The following is a 14,942-nucleotide window of genomic DNA, read 5'->3' as shown; positions in this document are numbered from 1 at the left end:
GTGAATGCCGTCCAATGTGGGAGGGGGCTTGCCCCCGATGGGGCCTCTGCAGGCGCTAGATCAGCGTCTCTATGCGCAAGGAGTTGGTCGACCCCGGCTGCCCGAACGGCACCCCGGCAGTAATCACCAAGGTATCCCCGCGCTGCGCCATGCCCTGGGCCTGGGCAATCTCCAGCGCGGTGGAACACACCTCATCCACCTGCCTCAGTCGATCATTGACCACCGAATGCACGCCCCACGCCACACTCAAGCGGCGTGCGGTGGACAGGTTCGGCGTGAGGTTGAGAATCGGCGCCACCGGCCGCTCCCGCGCCGCGCGCAGGCTGGAGCTGCCCGACTCGCTGTAGTTCACCAGCACCGCCACCGGCAGGATGCTGCTGATGCGCCGGATCGCGCAGCTGATGGCGTCCGACACCGTGGCATCGGCCTTGGGCCGGCTGACGTCGAGCTGGGTCTGGTAGTCCGGGCCGTTTTCCACCTGGCGGATGATCTTGCTCATCATCTGCACGGCTTCCAGCGGGTACTCGCCCGACGCGGTTTCCGCCGACAGCATCACCGCATCCGCGCCTTCGGCCACGGCATTGGCGACATCCGTCACTTCCGCGCGGGTCGGCGCCGGCGAGAAGCGCATGGACTCCAGCATCTGCGTGGCCACCACCACCGGTTTGCCCAGTTGGCGGCAGGTGCGGATGATGTCTTTCTGGATTTGCGGCACGCTCTCGGCCGGTACTTCCACGCCCAGGTCGCCCCTGGCCACCATGATCGCGTCGCTCAGCTCGGCGATTTCCCGCAGGCGTTGTACGGCTGAGGGCTTCTCGATCTTGGCCATCAGGAAGGCCTTGTCGCCGATCAGCTCGCGAGCCTCGCGGATGTCTTCCGGGCGCTGCACAAACGACAGCGCGACCCAGTCCACGCCCAGCTCCAGACCGAAGCTCAGGTCGCGACGGTCCTTGGCGGTGAGCGGGCTGAGTTCCAGCAAGGCTTGTGGGACGTTGACGCCTTTACGGTCGGACAACTCGCCGCCATTCAGTACGGTGGTGTCGATGGCATCGGCGTGCCGGGTGATCACGCGCAGGCGCAGCTTGCCGTCGTCGAGCAACAGGTCCATGCCCGGTTCCAGGGCGGCAATGATTTCCGGGTGGGGCAGGTTGACCCGGCGCTGGTCGCCCGGCGTCGGGTCCAGGTCCAGGCGCAGGGCCTGGCCACGCACCAGTTGCAGCTTGCCCTCGGCAAACGTCCCGACGCGCAGCTTCGGCCCTTGCAGGTCCATGAGGATACCCAGCGGGTAGTTGAGCTGGCGCTCCACCTGGCGAATCCAGTGGTAGCGCCGGGCGTGATCGGCATGCTCACCGTGGCTGAAGTTGAGGCGGAAGATATTTACCCCGGCTTGCACCAGCTCACGGATATCGTCGATACCGTCGGTGGCCGGGCCCAGGGTGGCGAGGATCTTGACCTTCTTGTCAGGCGTCATGGTGGGCAGTCTCAAGGATCAGGATGGCGCGCACGTCATTGACATTGGTGCGGGTCGGCTCGGTAACGATCAAGCCGTCGAGGGCGGCGAAGTAGCCATAACCGTTGTTGTTATCCAGCTCGTCGCTGGCCGACAGGCCCAGGGCTTCGGCGCGCGCATAGCTGCACGGGGTCATGATTGCGCCGGCGTTGTCTTCCGAGCCGTCGATGCCGTCGGTGTCGCCGGCCAGGGCGTACACGCCGGGCAGGCCTTTGAGGCTGTCGGTCAGGCTCAACAGGAATTCGGCGTTGCGCCCGCCACGGCCGTTGCCGCGCACGGTGACGGTGGTTTCACCGCCGGAGAGGATCACGCACGGCGCCGCCAGCGGCTGGCCGTGCTGCACGATTTGCCGCGCGATGCCGGCGTGCACTTTGGCCACCTCCCGCGCTTCGCCTTCCAGGTCGCCGAGGACCAGCGCGCTGAAACCGGCCTGGCGCGCTTTCACCGCCACCGCTTCCAGGGATTGTTGCGGGCGCGCGATCAGCTGGAAGTGGCTGCGGGCGAGCACCGGGTCGCCGGGCTTGACGGTTTCCGAGGCCGGATTCTGCAACCAACTGCGCACGGCGGCCGGTACGTCGATGTCGTAGCGCTTGAGGATCGCCAGGGCCTGTTGCGAGGTGCTGGGGTCGCCGACCGTGGGGCCGGAGGCGATGACCGTGGCCTGGTCGCCCGGCACATCGGAAATCGCGTAGGTGTAGACCGTGGCCGGCCAGGCCGCCTTGGCCAGCCGACCGCCCTTGATTGCCGAGAGGTGCTTGCGTACGCAATTCATCTCGCCAATGGTGGCGCCGGATTTGAGCAGGGCTTTGTTGAGGGCCTGCTTGTCGGCCAGGCTGATGCCTTCGGCAGGCAGTGCCAGGAGTGCCGAGCCGCCGCCGGAGAGCAGGAAGATCACCCGGTCGTCTTCGCCCAGGTTGCTGATCAATTCCAGCACGCGCTTGGCCACTGCAAGGCCGGCGGCATCGGGCACCGGGTGGGCGGCTTCGACCACTTCGATTTTCTGGCAAGGGGCGCCGTGGCCGTAGCGGGTGACCACCAGGCCCGAGACTTCGCCTTGCCAGCAATTCTCGACGACCAGCGCCATGGCGGCCGCCGCCTTGCCGGCGCCGATCACGATCACGCGGCCGCTGCGGTCGGCGGGCAGGCAGGGTTCAAGGACGTGCCGGGGGTGGGCGGCGTCGATGGCTGTGGCAAACAGCTCGCGAAGCAGGTGTTGCGGATCGACCGACATAAGCGGACTCCCGGGGGATTTTTGTTATTAGAGGTGCAGCCATTTCAAAGGGGGGTTACTTATCGCGAATCGAGAAGTTCGCCATATGCTCCAACCCCTTGATCAACGCCGAGTGGTCCCAGTTACCGCCGCCAATCGCCGCGCACGTGCTGAACACCTGCTGGGTGCCGGCGGTGTTCGGCAGGTTGATCCCCAGTTCCCTGGCACCGGCCAGGGCCAGGTTCAGGTCCTTCTGGTGCAGGTTGATGCGGAAACCCGGATCGAAGGTGCCCTTGATCATGCGTTCGCCATGCACTTCGAGGATCTTCGACGAGGCAAAGCCGCCCATCAGCGCTTCACGCACCTTGGCCGGGTCGGCGCCGTTCCTGGAGGCGAACAGCAGTGCTTCGGCCACCGCCTGGATATTCAGCGCGACGATGATCTGGTTGGCCACTTTGGCGGTCTGGCCATCGCCATTGCCGCCCACCAGGGTGATGTTCTTGCCCATGCTCTGGAACAGCGGCAGCGCACGTTCGAAGGTCTGCGGCTCGCCACCGACCATGATGCTCAAGGTACCGGCCTTGGCGCCGACTTCACCGCCGGACACCGGGGCATCGAGGTACTGCGCGCCGTGCTCGTTGATCTTTGCCGCAAACGCCTTGGTGGCTGTGGGAGAGATCGAACTCATGTCGATCACCACCTTGTTCGGCGACAGGCCCGCCGCCACGCCGTCGGCGCGGAACAGCACGTCGTCGACCTGCGGGGTGTCGGGGACCATGACGATAATGAACTCGGCTTCCTGGGCCACTTGCTGCGGAGTGGCCAGGGCCACTGCGCCGGCGCTGATCAGCTCGGCCGGCGCCTTGCCGTGGTGTTCGGAAAGAAACAGTTGATGACCGGCCTTCTGCAGGTTCGCGGCCATGGGTTGGCCCATGATGCCGGTGCCGATAAATCCGATTTTAGCCATGATGAAATCCTCTTTTTATGCTCTGTGGGCGCTGGGCTTGCTGTGGTGAGCGGGGGGACAAGCCCTCCACCACAGCAAGCCCCCTCCCACAGGGTTTTGTGTGGTGTCGGTTAGATGGCGTTATGGGCTTTAAGCCAGCCCAAACCCGCTTCGGTGGTGGTCAGCGGCTTGTATTCACAGCCGACCCAACCCGCGTACCCGATGCGGTCCAGATGTTCGAACAGGAAGCGGTAGTTGATCTCCCCGGTTCCGGGCTCATTGCGCCCAGGGTTGTCCGCCAGTTGGATGTGATTGATCTCCTCCAGATGCGCCGCCATGGTCCGGGCCAGGTCGCCTTCCATGATTTGCATGTGGTAGATGTCGTACTGCAGGAACAGGTTGTCACTGCCCACCTGTTCGCGAATCGACAGGGCCTGTGCCGTGTTGTTGAGGTAGAAACCCGGAATGTCGCGGGTGTTGATCGCTTCCATCACCAGCTTGATGCCCGCCGCCTGCAGCTTGTCGGCGGCGTACTTGAGGTTGGCGACAAAGGTCTTTTCCACGGTTTCATCATCCACACCCTGGGGCCGAATCCCCGCCAGGCAGTTGATCTGGGTATTGCCCAGCACCTGGGCGTAGGCGATGGCCAGGGTGACCCCGGCGCGGAACTCCTCGACCCGGTCCGGGTGGCACGCCAGGCCGCGTTCGCCCTTGGCCCAGTCACCGGCCGGCAGGTTGAACAGCACCTGGGTCAGGCCATGGGTGTCGAGCTGGGCCTTGATGTCAGCCGAGCTGAATTCATAGGGGAACAGGTACTCGACACCCTGGAAACCGGCATCGGCTGCGGCCTTGAAGCGCGCGAGAAAGTCCTGCTCGGTAAACAGCATGGACAGGTTGGCGGCAAAGCGTGGCATAGGGTTCTCCTTAATCGAGCAGGGAAATGGCGGTCGGCGCATCGTTGCCGACCAGGGCCAGGTCTTCGAATTCGTTGACGGCGTTGATCTCGGTGCCCATGGAAATATTGGTCACGCGCTCCAGAATGATCTCGACGATCACCGGCACCTTGAACTCTTCGATCATTTCCTCGGCGCGGCGCAATGCCGGCTGGATTTGCCCCGGCTCGAACACGCGCAGGGCCTTGCAACCCAGGCCTTCGGCAACTGCGACGTGGTCGACGCCATAACCGTTCAGCTCCGGAGCGTTGAGGTTGTCGAAAGACAACTGCACGCAGTAGTCCATTTCAAACCCGCGCTGGGCCTGGCGGATCAGCCCCAGGTAGGAGTTGTTCACCACCACGTGGATGTATGGCAGCTTGAACTGCGCGCCCACGGCCAGCTCTTCGATCATGAACTGGAAGTCATAGTCGCCGGACAGCGCCACCACCTTGCGGCCCGGGTCGGCCTTGACCACGCCCAGCGCCGCCGGAATGGTCCAGCCCAACGGGCCGGCCTGGCCGCAGTTGATCCAGTGGCGGGGCTTGTACACATGCAGGAACTGCGCGCCGGCAATCTGCGACAGGCCGATGGTGCTGACGTAGCAGGTGTCTTTGCCGAACACCTGGTTCATCTCTTCGTACACCCGTTGCGGCTTGACCGGCACGTAATCGAAGTGGGTCTTGCGCTGCAGGGTCGCCTTGCGCTGCTGGCAGTCATGCAGCCAGGCACTGCGGTCCTTGAGCTTGCCGGCGGCTTTCCACTCGCGGGCCACTTCAATGAACATCGTCAGCGCGGAGCCGGCATCGGACACGATGCCCAGGTCCGGCGTGAATACGCGACCAATCTGGGTTGGTTCGATGTCGACGTGAATGAATTTACGGCCTTCGGTGTACACCTCCACTGAACCGGTGTGGCGGTTGGCCCAACGGTTACCGATACCCAGCACCACGTCCGATTTGAGCAGCGTCGCGTTGCCGTAGCGGTGGGAGGTTTGCAGGCCGACCATACCGACCATCTGGGGGTGATCGTCGGGAATAGTGCCCCAGCCCATCAGCGTCGGGATCACCGGGATGCCGGTCAGTTCGGCGAACTCCACCAGCAGCTCGCTGGCGTCGGCGTTGATCACACCGCCGCCGCTCACCAGCAACGGGCGTTCAGCCTGATCCAGCAGGGCCAGGGCCTTTTCGACCTGGATGCGGGTGGCCAAGGGCTTGGCCAGTGGCAGCGGCTGGTAGGCGTCGATGTCGAATTCGATCTCGGCCATCTGCACATCGAACGGCAGGTCGATCAGCACCGGGCCAGGGCGGCCGGAGCGCATTTCATAGAAGGCTTTCTGGAACGCGTACGGCACTTGGCCCGGCTCGAGGACGGTGGTTGCCCACTTGGTCACCGGCTTGACGATGCTGGTGATGTCCACGGCCTGGAAGTCTTCCTTGTGCATGCGGGCCCGTGGTGCCTGGCCGGTGATGCACAGGATCGGGATCGAGTCGGCCGAGGCGCTGTAGAGGCCGGTGACCATGTCGGTGCCCGCCGGGCCCGAGGTGCCGATGCACACGCCGATATTGCCGGCCTTGGTGCGGGTGTAACCCTCGGCCATGTGCGAGGCGCCTTCAACGTGGCGAGCAAGGACGTGATCGATGCCACCCACCTTCTGCAAGGCTGAGTACAGCGGGTTGATCGCAGCGCCTGGGATACCGAAGGCGGTGTCCACGCCTTCACGGCGCATGACGAGGACGGCGGCTTCGATTGCTCTCATTTTGCTCATGATTTTGGTGCCTCTTGCGTTTTGTAATTGTATACAAGTGGTGTCTGTCCAAAGTGTATTCACGGCGGGCGGCGCAGGTCAATCCATTTTATTGGTTGGCCTTTGCGTTCGTCGGAACCGCTTTTTTCGACGTATGGAGCCTTTGTTTGAAAATATTGTATACAAAAACAAATATCATTGTGTTCTATTTGTTTGATCGGGCATCTGATCAAACAGACCTGCACCGCTTTCCCAATAACAAAAGAAGGACGGCACCATGAGCGCTTTAACCTTGAAGATTGCCACCCAACTGGCCAGCCAGGCCCTCAGTGCAGGGCGCACGATCTCAGCCGCACCGCTGACCGTTGCGGTGCTCGACAGCGGTGGCCACCTGATCACCGTGCAGCGCGAAGACGGCGCCAGCCTGCTGCGCCCGCACATCGCCATCGGCAAGGCCTGGGGCGCGATTGCGCTGGGCAAGGGCTCGCGCTTGCTGGCGCTGGACGCACAGCAACGGCCGGCGTTTATCGCGGCGTTGAACAGCCTGGGGCAGGGCAGCGTGGTGCCCGCACCCGGTGGGGTGTTGATTCGGGATCAGGCGGGGGCGGTACTGGGGGCGATCGGGATCAGCGGGGATACGTCGGATATTGATGAGCAGTGTGCGATCACGGCGATCGAGGGGCTGGGGTTGATGGCGGATGCGGGGGTGTCAGCTTAAGTATTGAGTGACTATCAGGGCCTCATCGGGGGCAAGCCCCCTCCCACATTTGACCGTATCCACACATATCAATGTGTGAACCCAATCAAGTGTGGGAGGGGGCTTGCCCTCGATTGGCACAGGCACCTCGGTGCATCAGTCCGGCGCACAGCCCTTGAGCACCAACCGAATAATCGTCTGCGCCGCCGCTTCATAATCGGCCTCATCCAGCTTGGCCTTGCCGGTCACCGCGGAAATCTGCCAGTCGAAATCCGCATAGGTCTGCGTCGCCGCCCAGATGCTGAACATCAGGTGATGAGGGTCGATAGCCGCGATCAACCCGCGATCCACCCAACTCTGGATGCAGTCGATATTGTGCTTGGCCTGGGCATTGAGTTGTTGGACCTGCTCGGCACTCAGGTGCGGTGCGCCATGCATGATTTCGCTGGCAAACACTTTGGAGGCGAAGGGCAGGTCGCGGGAGATGCGGATTTTCGAGCGGATGTAGTTGCTCAGCACCACCGAAGGCTCGCCCTCGGGATTGAACGGCGTGGACGCCGCCAGGATTGGCTCGATAATGCTTTCGAGCACCTCACGGTAGAGGTTGTCCTTGGACTTGAAGTAGTAATAGACGTTGGGCTTGGGCAGCCCGGCCTTGGCGGCGATGTCGCTGGTTTTGGTCGCGGCGAAGCCCTTGTCGGCAAACTCCTCGCTCGCCGCCCGCAGGATCTTTTCTTTGTTGCGCTCGCGAATGGTGCTCATAAAGTGCTCAGTCTCACAGATACTGTTTCTGTTTGACGGCGTCTGTTGCCGCCATTCTGCGTCGCCGCTCCTCCCCATAGCGAGCTATGAGTCGTCGCGGCTCCTTGCCTGACGACAACAGCCACTCGCCAAAAGAGAAACGTATCTATGAAACTGAGCACGGGGAGTTTCCTTGCCAGGACAGGCGGTTGCGCATGGTAGCACCGGCCATCCGCGGGCCTCAACAATGTGCCCGCAAAGCCCTGCGCCGCGTTATGCTCCGCCCATCCCTCTCTTAAGGAAGCCCGATTCATGGCAGGAAGCAGCTTGTTGGTGTTGATCGACGACATCGCCGCAGTACTCGATGACGTTGCCCTGATGACAAAAGTAGCGGCAAAAAAAACCGCCGGGGTGCTCGGCGATGACCTGGCGCTCAACGCCCAGCAGGTTTCCGGCGTGCGTGCCGAGCGGGAAATCCCGGTGGTATGGGCCGTTGCCAAGGGCTCGTTTATCAACAAATTGATCCTGGTGCCCACCGCGTTATTGATCAGCGCCTTCGCTCCTTGGGCCGTGACACCGTTGTTGATGCTCGGCGGCGCCTACCTGTGTTTCGAAGGCTTCGAGAAGCTCGCGCATAAATTCCTGCACAGCAAGGCTGAAGTCCAGGCCGACCATGCGCAGCTGGTTGAAGCGGTGGCTAACCCGGCTACTGATCTGGTGGCTTTTGAAAAGGACAAGATCAAAGGCGCGATCCGTACCGACTTCATCCTCTCTGCGGAAATCATCGCCATCACCCTCGGCACCGTGGCCGATGCGCCGTTGATGCAGCAAGTGATTGTCCTATCGGGCATCGCCATCGTCATGACCATCGGCGTCTACGGGCTTGTGGCTGGCATCGTCAAGCTGGATGACCTGGGCCTGTGGCTTACCCAGAAGCCTGGCCAGATGGCTCGCCGTATCGGTGGCGGCATCCTGCGGGCGGCACCGTATATGATGAAGAGCCTGTCGGTGATCGGCACGGCGGCGATGTTCATGGTCGGCGGTGGCATCCTTACCCATGGCGTGCCGGTGGTGCATCACTGGATCGAGGGTGTGAGCCAGAGCACAGGTGGATTGGCGTGGTTGATGCCGACGTTACTGAATGCGGTGGCGGGGATTATTGCCGGGGCGGTGGTATTGGCAGTGGTCAGCGTGGTGGGCAAGAGCTGGAAAGCGCTCAGGGCATAAATCGCCGACACAAAAAAAGGCCATTCAATCGAATGGCCTTTTTTACGGGCGTTATTTACTCGGCAATCTGCAACTTGCGCGATTCCGTATAGATATACCGCACCTTCTCATACTCGAACGGAGAGTTCATCTGACCGTAGCGGAAGCTGGTCTGGTAGCGCTTGTCCACCGCACGCAGGGCCCAGATTTCCGGGTGGTTGGAGCTGACTTCGGAGACGTTGAGGAAGTTGATCTGGGACTCGGCGGTGTAGTCCACCAGCAAGCCGCCGGTGTCGCGCAGGTTCGACGGGCCGAAGATTGGCAGCACCAGGTAGGCACCGCCGGGCACGCCGTAGAAGCCCAGGGTCTGGCCGAAGTCTTCACTCTGGCGCGGCAGGCCCATGGCGGTCGCCGGGTCCCACAGGCCGGCGATGCCGACGGTGGTGTTGAGCAGCAGGCGCCCGGTGGTTTCCAGGGAGCGGTGGCCCTTGAGCTGCAGCAGGCTGTTCAACAGGTTGGGCACGTCGCCCAGGTTGTTGAAGAAGTTGCTCACGCCGGTGCGCAGGAAGCTTGGCGTGACGTAGCGGTAACCGTCGACCACCGGCAGGAACACCCACTGGTCAAAGCGGTAGTTGAAGTGGTACACGCGGCGGTTCCACGATTCGAGCGGGTCGTACACGTTGAGTGCGTTGACCGACGAGCGTTCGAATTCGCGTTGGTCCAGGCCCGGGTTGAACTTGAGCTTGCTCAACGGCTCCTTGAAACCGTCGGAGTCCATCACCACAGGCGCGTGGGCCTTGCTGTTGTCGGCATTGGCAACGCCTGCGCACATCAGGGCGGCAAGCAGCAGAAGATATTTAGCCACGGAAGAACTCCAGCATGGCGTCGGCGTTGACGCGGTAATTGAGGTTGCCGCAATGGCCGCCCAGGGGGTAGACGGTCAAGCGATCGCCGAAGGTCTTGCGCAGGAAGCCGAGGTCGCCCGGGCCGAGAATCACGTCGTCAGCGTTGTGCATGACGGCGATTTTCGGGCTGGCGTGGAGGTAGTCCTTGAGGGCGTACAGGCTGACCTGGTCAACCAGTTGCAGCAGGCTGCCCCCGTCGGAGCGGGCGCGCCACATCGGGATCACCTGTTCGGTGAGGTAGCAATCGAAGTCGCATTGCAGCGCACGCTTGAGGAACGGCGTGAGGCTGGTACCTTCGCTGATCGGGTACTTCGGCGGGATGATCAGGCCACGGCGGTTGATCAGGTCCGAGGTAAAGGCGATGTCGGCCGCCGAGAAGCGGAACGAGGTGCCGATCAGCATGGCCATCTGTTCGTTGGTCAGGTGCTGCTTGGATTGCTGGAAGTCGTAGAGCAGGGCGTCGTTGAGGTCGATGTAGCCCTTTTGCTGGAAGTAACGGGTCAGCTTGTTCAACACCAGTTCATAGAAGGTGGTGGTGTTGTTGATGCCCTTGACCTCGGTCTGTACCAGCTTGTCGAGGTTGGTGATCGAGGTGTAGAGGTTGACCGGCGGGTTGAGCAGCAGCACTTTCTTGAAGTTGAAGCTGCGGCGGGTCTCGTCGAGCTTGCTGACAAACGCCGCATCCAGCGCGCCGAGGCTGTAGCCGGTGAGGTAGAAGTCGGTCACCGGCAGTGAAGCATTCTGTGCGCGCACGGCTTGCATCACGCGGTACATGTCTTCGGCATCTTCCTGGCTGATGCCGGGAGTGGCGAAGCGCGACGCAGAGGCGATGAAGTCGAAGCTGGTGGGCGACGACAGTTGCACCACGTGGTAGCCGGCCTGGTAATACAGTTTTTTCAGGTATTCGTTGATGCTGCTGTCAAACCGCGCACCGGTGCCTGCGATCAGGAAGATCAGCGGCGCGGCGCGATCCTGCTTGGCGATGCGGTAAGTGAGTTTCTTCACTGCCCAGAAGTTGTCCGGCAGGCTGAACTCGCGCTCGGGGCGCATATTCAGGGTGTAGTCGGACTGGTTGATCTCGTCATCGGTCGGCAATGTCGGCCGAAGGTCAGGCGGTGTGGTGGCGATGGTCGCTTCGAATGGGTTGGTCAAAGGGTAGCCATAGCTGGCTTGGTCGATATCGACGGCCAGTGCTGACGCACTCAAAAAAAGGCTGCCCAGTAAGGCAGCACAGCGCAAGGAACGGAGCATGACTTAATCCCTAAGAGGAAACGTGCTTAATGAAGTTCGCAGGCTATGACCACCGCGTTGCCACCGAAGTGCCAGCTCTCGGCACGAAAAGTCGGAAAATAACGTCGGAATCGGGGTAATAGTAGCGAGACGATACACTTTGCCATGCATTAGTGAACACTAATTGTGTGTATGCACCTTGCTAACGGCCGCCGGCGCATTAAGCTGAGCGCCGTTTTTGCCTATCGGAGTGCTCCATGTCCCGCCGCTTGCCGTTGATTTTGCTGCTTATTGCCCTGCCGTTATGGCTGGCTGCCAGTTATGGCGCGCGTTACGGCTTTATGGAAGATGGTCAGTGGGTCGGCATCTGTGCCGACGAGGCCAGCCGCTGGGAATGCCAGGTACGTTCGAACCTGGGCTTGATGATTCACTTCAAGGTGCTGGGCTGGGCCGCGCTGGTGACCTCGGTGCTGGCGTTTTTCGTGCCGGGCCGTGCGGGATGGGGCTTGGCGGTACTGGGGCTGGCGTTCGGGCTGCCGGCCCTGGCGTTGTACAACACCACGTTTGCGGTGTTTGCAGTGGTGATTGCGGGGTTGCGGTTGGTCAGGCAGTCGCGGCGCGCCTGATAAGGCCAACCGGGGGCAAGCCCCCTCCCACATGAGAACGCAGTCCAAAGGTGGGAGGGGGCTTGCCCCCGATGGCGCTCTTAAGCCTTGCGCATCCGCAAGCACCGCCACAAAGCCGTAACCATCAACCCGCTTACCAATGCCCAACCCCATGCCTGCTGGTTCAGCAGGCCTTCACGGTACAACTGCGGTGCAATGCCGGTCCCGATGATAAAGGTCAGCAAGGCAATCTCCCGGCGTGGCCCGGTCACTGGACGAACCAGGTACACCAACGCCGGCAGCAGCAGCGCCGCACTCGGGAAGCTGCGGTAGCGTGGGTCAAACACCAGTGCCAGCATCATCACGGCGCCCGCGAATCCGGCGATTGCCACCAGCCAGCCGGCACGTTGTTCCAGCCAGTTGAACAGCTGTTCGCGCCAGCCTTCACGGGTACTCAGGGCCAGTGCGGCGTGGGCCAGCACCAGCAGGTTCAGCGCCACGAGTAAGCCGGCCCATGCCCATTCATCGTTGAAGCGCGCAGTCACGCGGGTCAGTTCGGCCCAGGTGCCGATGGCGCAGGCAGCCACTGCACCCAACAGGGGCAGGGCCATCGCGGCGCGAGTGCTGCGGACGCGACCACCGAGCACCAGCGTGCCCAGCAGGATAATCCCGCCGACCCCCAGCCACAGCGGCCAGTGCGGCACATTGGTCACCGGCCCGGCGAGGATGCCCTTGTCCTGGCGGTCGGCATCGAACAGGCCCCAGTAGCCGCCCACGGCACCTTCACTGGCGCGCTTCCACGGCTGGTCAAACGCTTCGATCAGGTTGTAGTGCCAGCCATTGGCTTCGGCCATGGCCACGAAACCGCGCATGAACTTGGCTTCATTGACCCTGCTTGGCACTGCGGTTTCGCGCTGGCGGCCTTCGCTGGGCCAGCCGGTCTCGCCGATCAATATGTCCTTGGGCGCGAATTTGTTGCCAAAGGTCTGGCGTACATCGCCCACATGCTTGAGGGCCTGGTCGATACCGGAGGGGTCATCTTCCCAGTAGGGCAGCAAGTGGATGGTCAGGAAGTCCACCGCCGGCGCGATTTCCGGGTGCTGCAGCCAGAACTCCCAGACGTCGGCGTAGGTGACCGGCTGCTTGATCTGGCTTTTGACCTTATGGATCAGCGTCACCAGTTGTTTGGCGGTGACTTCCTTGCGCAGCAGCGCTTCGTTGCCGACGATCACCGAGGTGACCACATCGGGGTTGGCGTTAGCCGAGGCGATCAGTTGGTCGACTTCTTTTTCGGTCGCGACCGGGTCGCTGCTGACCCAGGCGCCCGCCATCACCTTTAACCCATGCTTGCGCGCCAGGTCCGGCAAGGCTTCCAGGCCGGTCATGGAGTAGGTGCGGATGCATTCGAAGCGGGTGGCCAGCAGGGCGAGGTCGGCGTCCATGCGCGCGGGGCGCAGTGTGAACGGTTGGTCGAAGGGCGATTGGTCCTTGTCGAACGGTGTGTACGACGCGCATTGCAGTTTGTGACTGGCACTGGCCACATCCGGCAGCACCACCGGCCGGCCGAGGCCATACCAGTAGCCGACAAGGATCAGCAGGCCGAGGATCAAAGCGAAGCAGTAGGGCAGGGCAGGGAAGCGGGCAGTCGCGGGCATGGTCGGCTTATCTGGGGGAGCAAAGGCGCGCATCTTACCCGGATTTGCGTTATCCCAGTGGGGCTGCATAATTTTGACATGCAAAGTTCAGGCGGGATCGTGGGGTTAAGTCCTACAAAAAGTCCTACTGGCGATGTGATGTCGTTTCTTGCTTGCATGAGGTCGCTGACAGAGCAGGTCGAAGGCTGCGGCAGGTTGATGATCGACGTGTCAGCACTCCACTGATGTCGCAGCAGCCGGATCGATGCGCGTGAAGGGGGCGCGGCGCACCACATAACAACAGGTTGACGTCGCTCGACATCCGTCGGGCGCAGCACTTTCGGGGAAGTACGATGAAGATGCGACGACTCTTGGGCGCAGCTGCCACTCTGGTAGTTGCGATGAGCTCCACACTGGCCAGCGCCGACAGCAAAACCCTGAGCATCGGTTATGTAGATGGCTGGTCCGACAGCGTTGCCACCACGCATGTGGCGGCAGAGGTGATCAGGGAAAAGCTCGGTTATGACGTCAAACTGCAAGCGGTCGCCACCGGGATCATGTGGCAGGGCGTGGCCACCGGCAAGCTCGATGCCATGCTCTCCGCCTGGCTGCCAGTGACCCACGGCGAGTATTGGACCAAGAACAAGGACAAGGTGGTCGACTACGGCCCCAACTTCAAGGATGCGAAGATCGGCTTGATCGTGCCGGAGTACGTCAAGGCCAAGTCCATCGAAGACCTCAAGACCGACACCACCTTCAAGAACAAGATCGTCGGCATCGACGCCGGTTCAGGCGTGATGCTCAAGACCGACGAAGCCATCAAGCAGTACGGCCTCGACTACAAGCTGCAAGCCAGCTCGGGTGCGGCGATGATCGCCGAGCTGACCCGTGCCGAAGACAAACAGGAATCCATTGCGGTCACCGGCTGGGTGCCACACTGGATGTTCGCCAAGTGGAAACTGCGTTTCCTGGACGATCCAAAAGGGATTTATGGTGCTGCTGAAACCGTCAACAGCATCGGCAGCAAGGGCCTGGAGAAGAAAGCGCCGGAAGTCGCGGCCTTCCTGAAGAAATTCCAGTGGGCCTCCAAGGATGAGATCGGCGAAGTCATGCTCGCTATCCAGGAAGGCGCCAAGCCTGATGCAGCGGCCAAGGACTGGGTTGCCAAGCACCCTGAGCGCGTAGCCGAGTGGACCGGTAAATAACCCCCCCCCTGCCTTGATACAACCCCTGTGGGAGGGGGCTTATCCCCGATTGCGGTGTGTCAGTCGTCAATGATCTGACTGGCTCACCGCTATCGGGAGCAAGCCCCCTTGTATGTTTAGACTTGAAGGGGTGGGTGGGACTAAAAGCCCGATTCTGACTCTAACCAGTACAGACCGTGGGAGACTTCGTCCCACCCCTTCTACCCAAAAGCGCCAATAAGGAATTCATCGGCAAGACCGACGATAGAGACAAGTCAGCGCAACGGTAGACCCCAACAAGCTCTTAAACCCTAGCTCCGAGGATTCGTCATGACAATCCTTACTTCGCAAACGGTCGTGGGTGTTGATGTGGCCAAGGCTGAGGTGCTCGTCTA

The 14,942-nt window shown here is 61.9% G+C and carries 13 protein-coding genes; 4 read left to right on the top strand and 9 right to left on the bottom strand.

The annotated features are described in order from the left end of the window. Positions 1-55: 55 nt before the first annotated feature. The 5 genes from pyk to gcl all read right to left on the bottom strand — a co-directional run bounded on the left by pyk (position 56) and on the right by gcl (position 6,366). Positions 56-1,471, bottom strand: coding sequence for a pyruvate kinase (gene pyk / locus BM416_RS25360; RefSeq protein WP_092489858.1), 1,416 nt, complete (start codon positions 1,469-1,471; stop codon positions 56-58). Then, positions 1,461-2,741, bottom strand: a complete 1,281-nt coding sequence (locus BM416_RS25355) for a glycerate kinase type-2 family protein (protein WP_092489857.1) — start codon at positions 2,739-2,741, stop codon at positions 1,461-1,463. Before BM416_RS25355 ends, pyk begins: the two co-directional genes overlap by 11 nt. Before the next feature lie 55 nt (positions 2,742-2,796). Next, the gene (locus tag BM416_RS25350; RefSeq protein ID WP_092489856.1) at positions 2,797-3,687 is read right to left on the bottom strand and encodes a 2-hydroxy-3-oxopropionate reductase; all 891 of its coding nucleotides are present in this window, start codon (positions 3,685-3,687) and stop codon (positions 2,797-2,799) included. Between the two features lie 110 nt (positions 3,688-3,797). Continuing rightward, positions 3,798-4,580 (bottom strand): hydroxypyruvate isomerase, encoded by a 783-nt coding sequence (gene hyi, locus BM416_RS25345; protein ID WP_092489855.1) that lies wholly within the window; start codon positions 4,578-4,580, stop codon positions 3,798-3,800. Positions 4,581-4,590: 10 nt separating this feature from the next. Then, positions 4,591-6,366, bottom strand: coding sequence for a glyoxylate carboligase (gene gcl, locus BM416_RS25340; protein ID WP_092489854.1), 1,776 nt, complete (start codon positions 6,364-6,366; stop codon positions 4,591-4,593). A gap of 256 nt (positions 6,367-6,622) precedes the next feature. Between gcl and BM416_RS25335 the strand changes: the two genes are divergently transcribed. Next, positions 6,623-7,063: a GlcG/HbpS family heme-binding protein gene (locus BM416_RS25335; RefSeq protein ID WP_092489853.1), complete on the top strand. Its 441-nt coding sequence runs from the start codon at positions 6,623-6,625 to the stop codon at positions 7,061-7,063. A 135-nt stretch (positions 7,064-7,198) separates the two neighbouring features. On the opposite strand, the gene BM416_RS25330 is transcribed toward BM416_RS25335, so the two are convergent. Continuing rightward, the gene (locus tag BM416_RS25330; RefSeq protein WP_092489852.1) at positions 7,199-7,804 is read right to left on the bottom strand and encodes a TetR/AcrR family transcriptional regulator; all 606 of its coding nucleotides are present in this window, start codon (positions 7,802-7,804) and stop codon (positions 7,199-7,201) included. Between the two features lie 291 nt (positions 7,805-8,095). Between BM416_RS25330 and BM416_RS25325 the strand changes: the two genes are divergently transcribed. Next, on the top strand, positions 8,096-9,010 hold the full coding sequence (locus BM416_RS25325; RefSeq protein ID WP_092489851.1) for a DUF808 domain-containing protein: 915 nt from the start codon (positions 8,096-8,098) through the stop codon (positions 9,008-9,010). Between the two features lie 55 nt (positions 9,011-9,065). Here the strand turns inward: BM416_RS25325 and BM416_RS25320 are convergent, their stop codons facing one another. Together BM416_RS25320 and BM416_RS25315 are read right to left on the bottom strand one after the other, a co-directional pair. After that, positions 9,066-9,854 (bottom strand): MlaA family lipoprotein, encoded by a 789-nt coding sequence (locus BM416_RS25320; RefSeq protein ID WP_027607049.1) that lies wholly within the window; start codon positions 9,852-9,854, stop codon positions 9,066-9,068. Then, entirely contained in the window at positions 9,847-11,145 is a 1,299-nt protein-coding gene (locus BM416_RS25315) for a serine/threonine protein kinase (protein ID WP_027607050.1), read from the bottom strand. The genes BM416_RS25320 and BM416_RS25315 overlap by 8 nt, the downstream gene beginning before the upstream one ends. Positions 11,146-11,381: 236 nt before the next feature. On the opposite strand from BM416_RS25315, the gene BM416_RS25310 reads away from it, so the two are divergent. Continuing rightward, entirely contained in the window at positions 11,382-11,750 is a 369-nt protein-coding gene (locus BM416_RS25310) for a hypothetical protein (protein ID WP_092489850.1), read from the top strand. 80 nt (positions 11,751-11,830) lie between these two features. Here BM416_RS25310 and BM416_RS25305 read toward each other — a convergent pair whose 3' ends face one another. Continuing rightward, positions 11,831-13,384, bottom strand: a complete 1,554-nt coding sequence (locus tag BM416_RS25305; RefSeq protein WP_092489849.1) for a glycoside hydrolase family 17 protein — start codon at positions 13,382-13,384, stop codon at positions 11,831-11,833. A 332-nt stretch (positions 13,385-13,716) separates the two neighbouring features. On the opposite strand from BM416_RS25305, the gene BM416_RS25295 reads away from it, so the two are divergent. Then, positions 13,717-14,568: a glycine betaine ABC transporter substrate-binding protein gene (locus BM416_RS25295; protein ID WP_027607053.1), complete on the top strand. Its 852-nt coding sequence runs from the start codon at positions 13,717-13,719 to the stop codon at positions 14,566-14,568. Positions 14,569-14,942 lie beyond the last annotated feature (374 nt).

The organism is Pseudomonas sp. NFACC42-2, assembly GCF_900116055.1.
In the GTDB taxonomy this organism is placed as follows: Bacteria; Pseudomonadota; Gammaproteobacteria; order Pseudomonadales; family Pseudomonadaceae; genus Aquipseudomonas; species Aquipseudomonas marginalis.
This window is presented reverse-complemented; position numbering and strand designations above follow the sequence as displayed.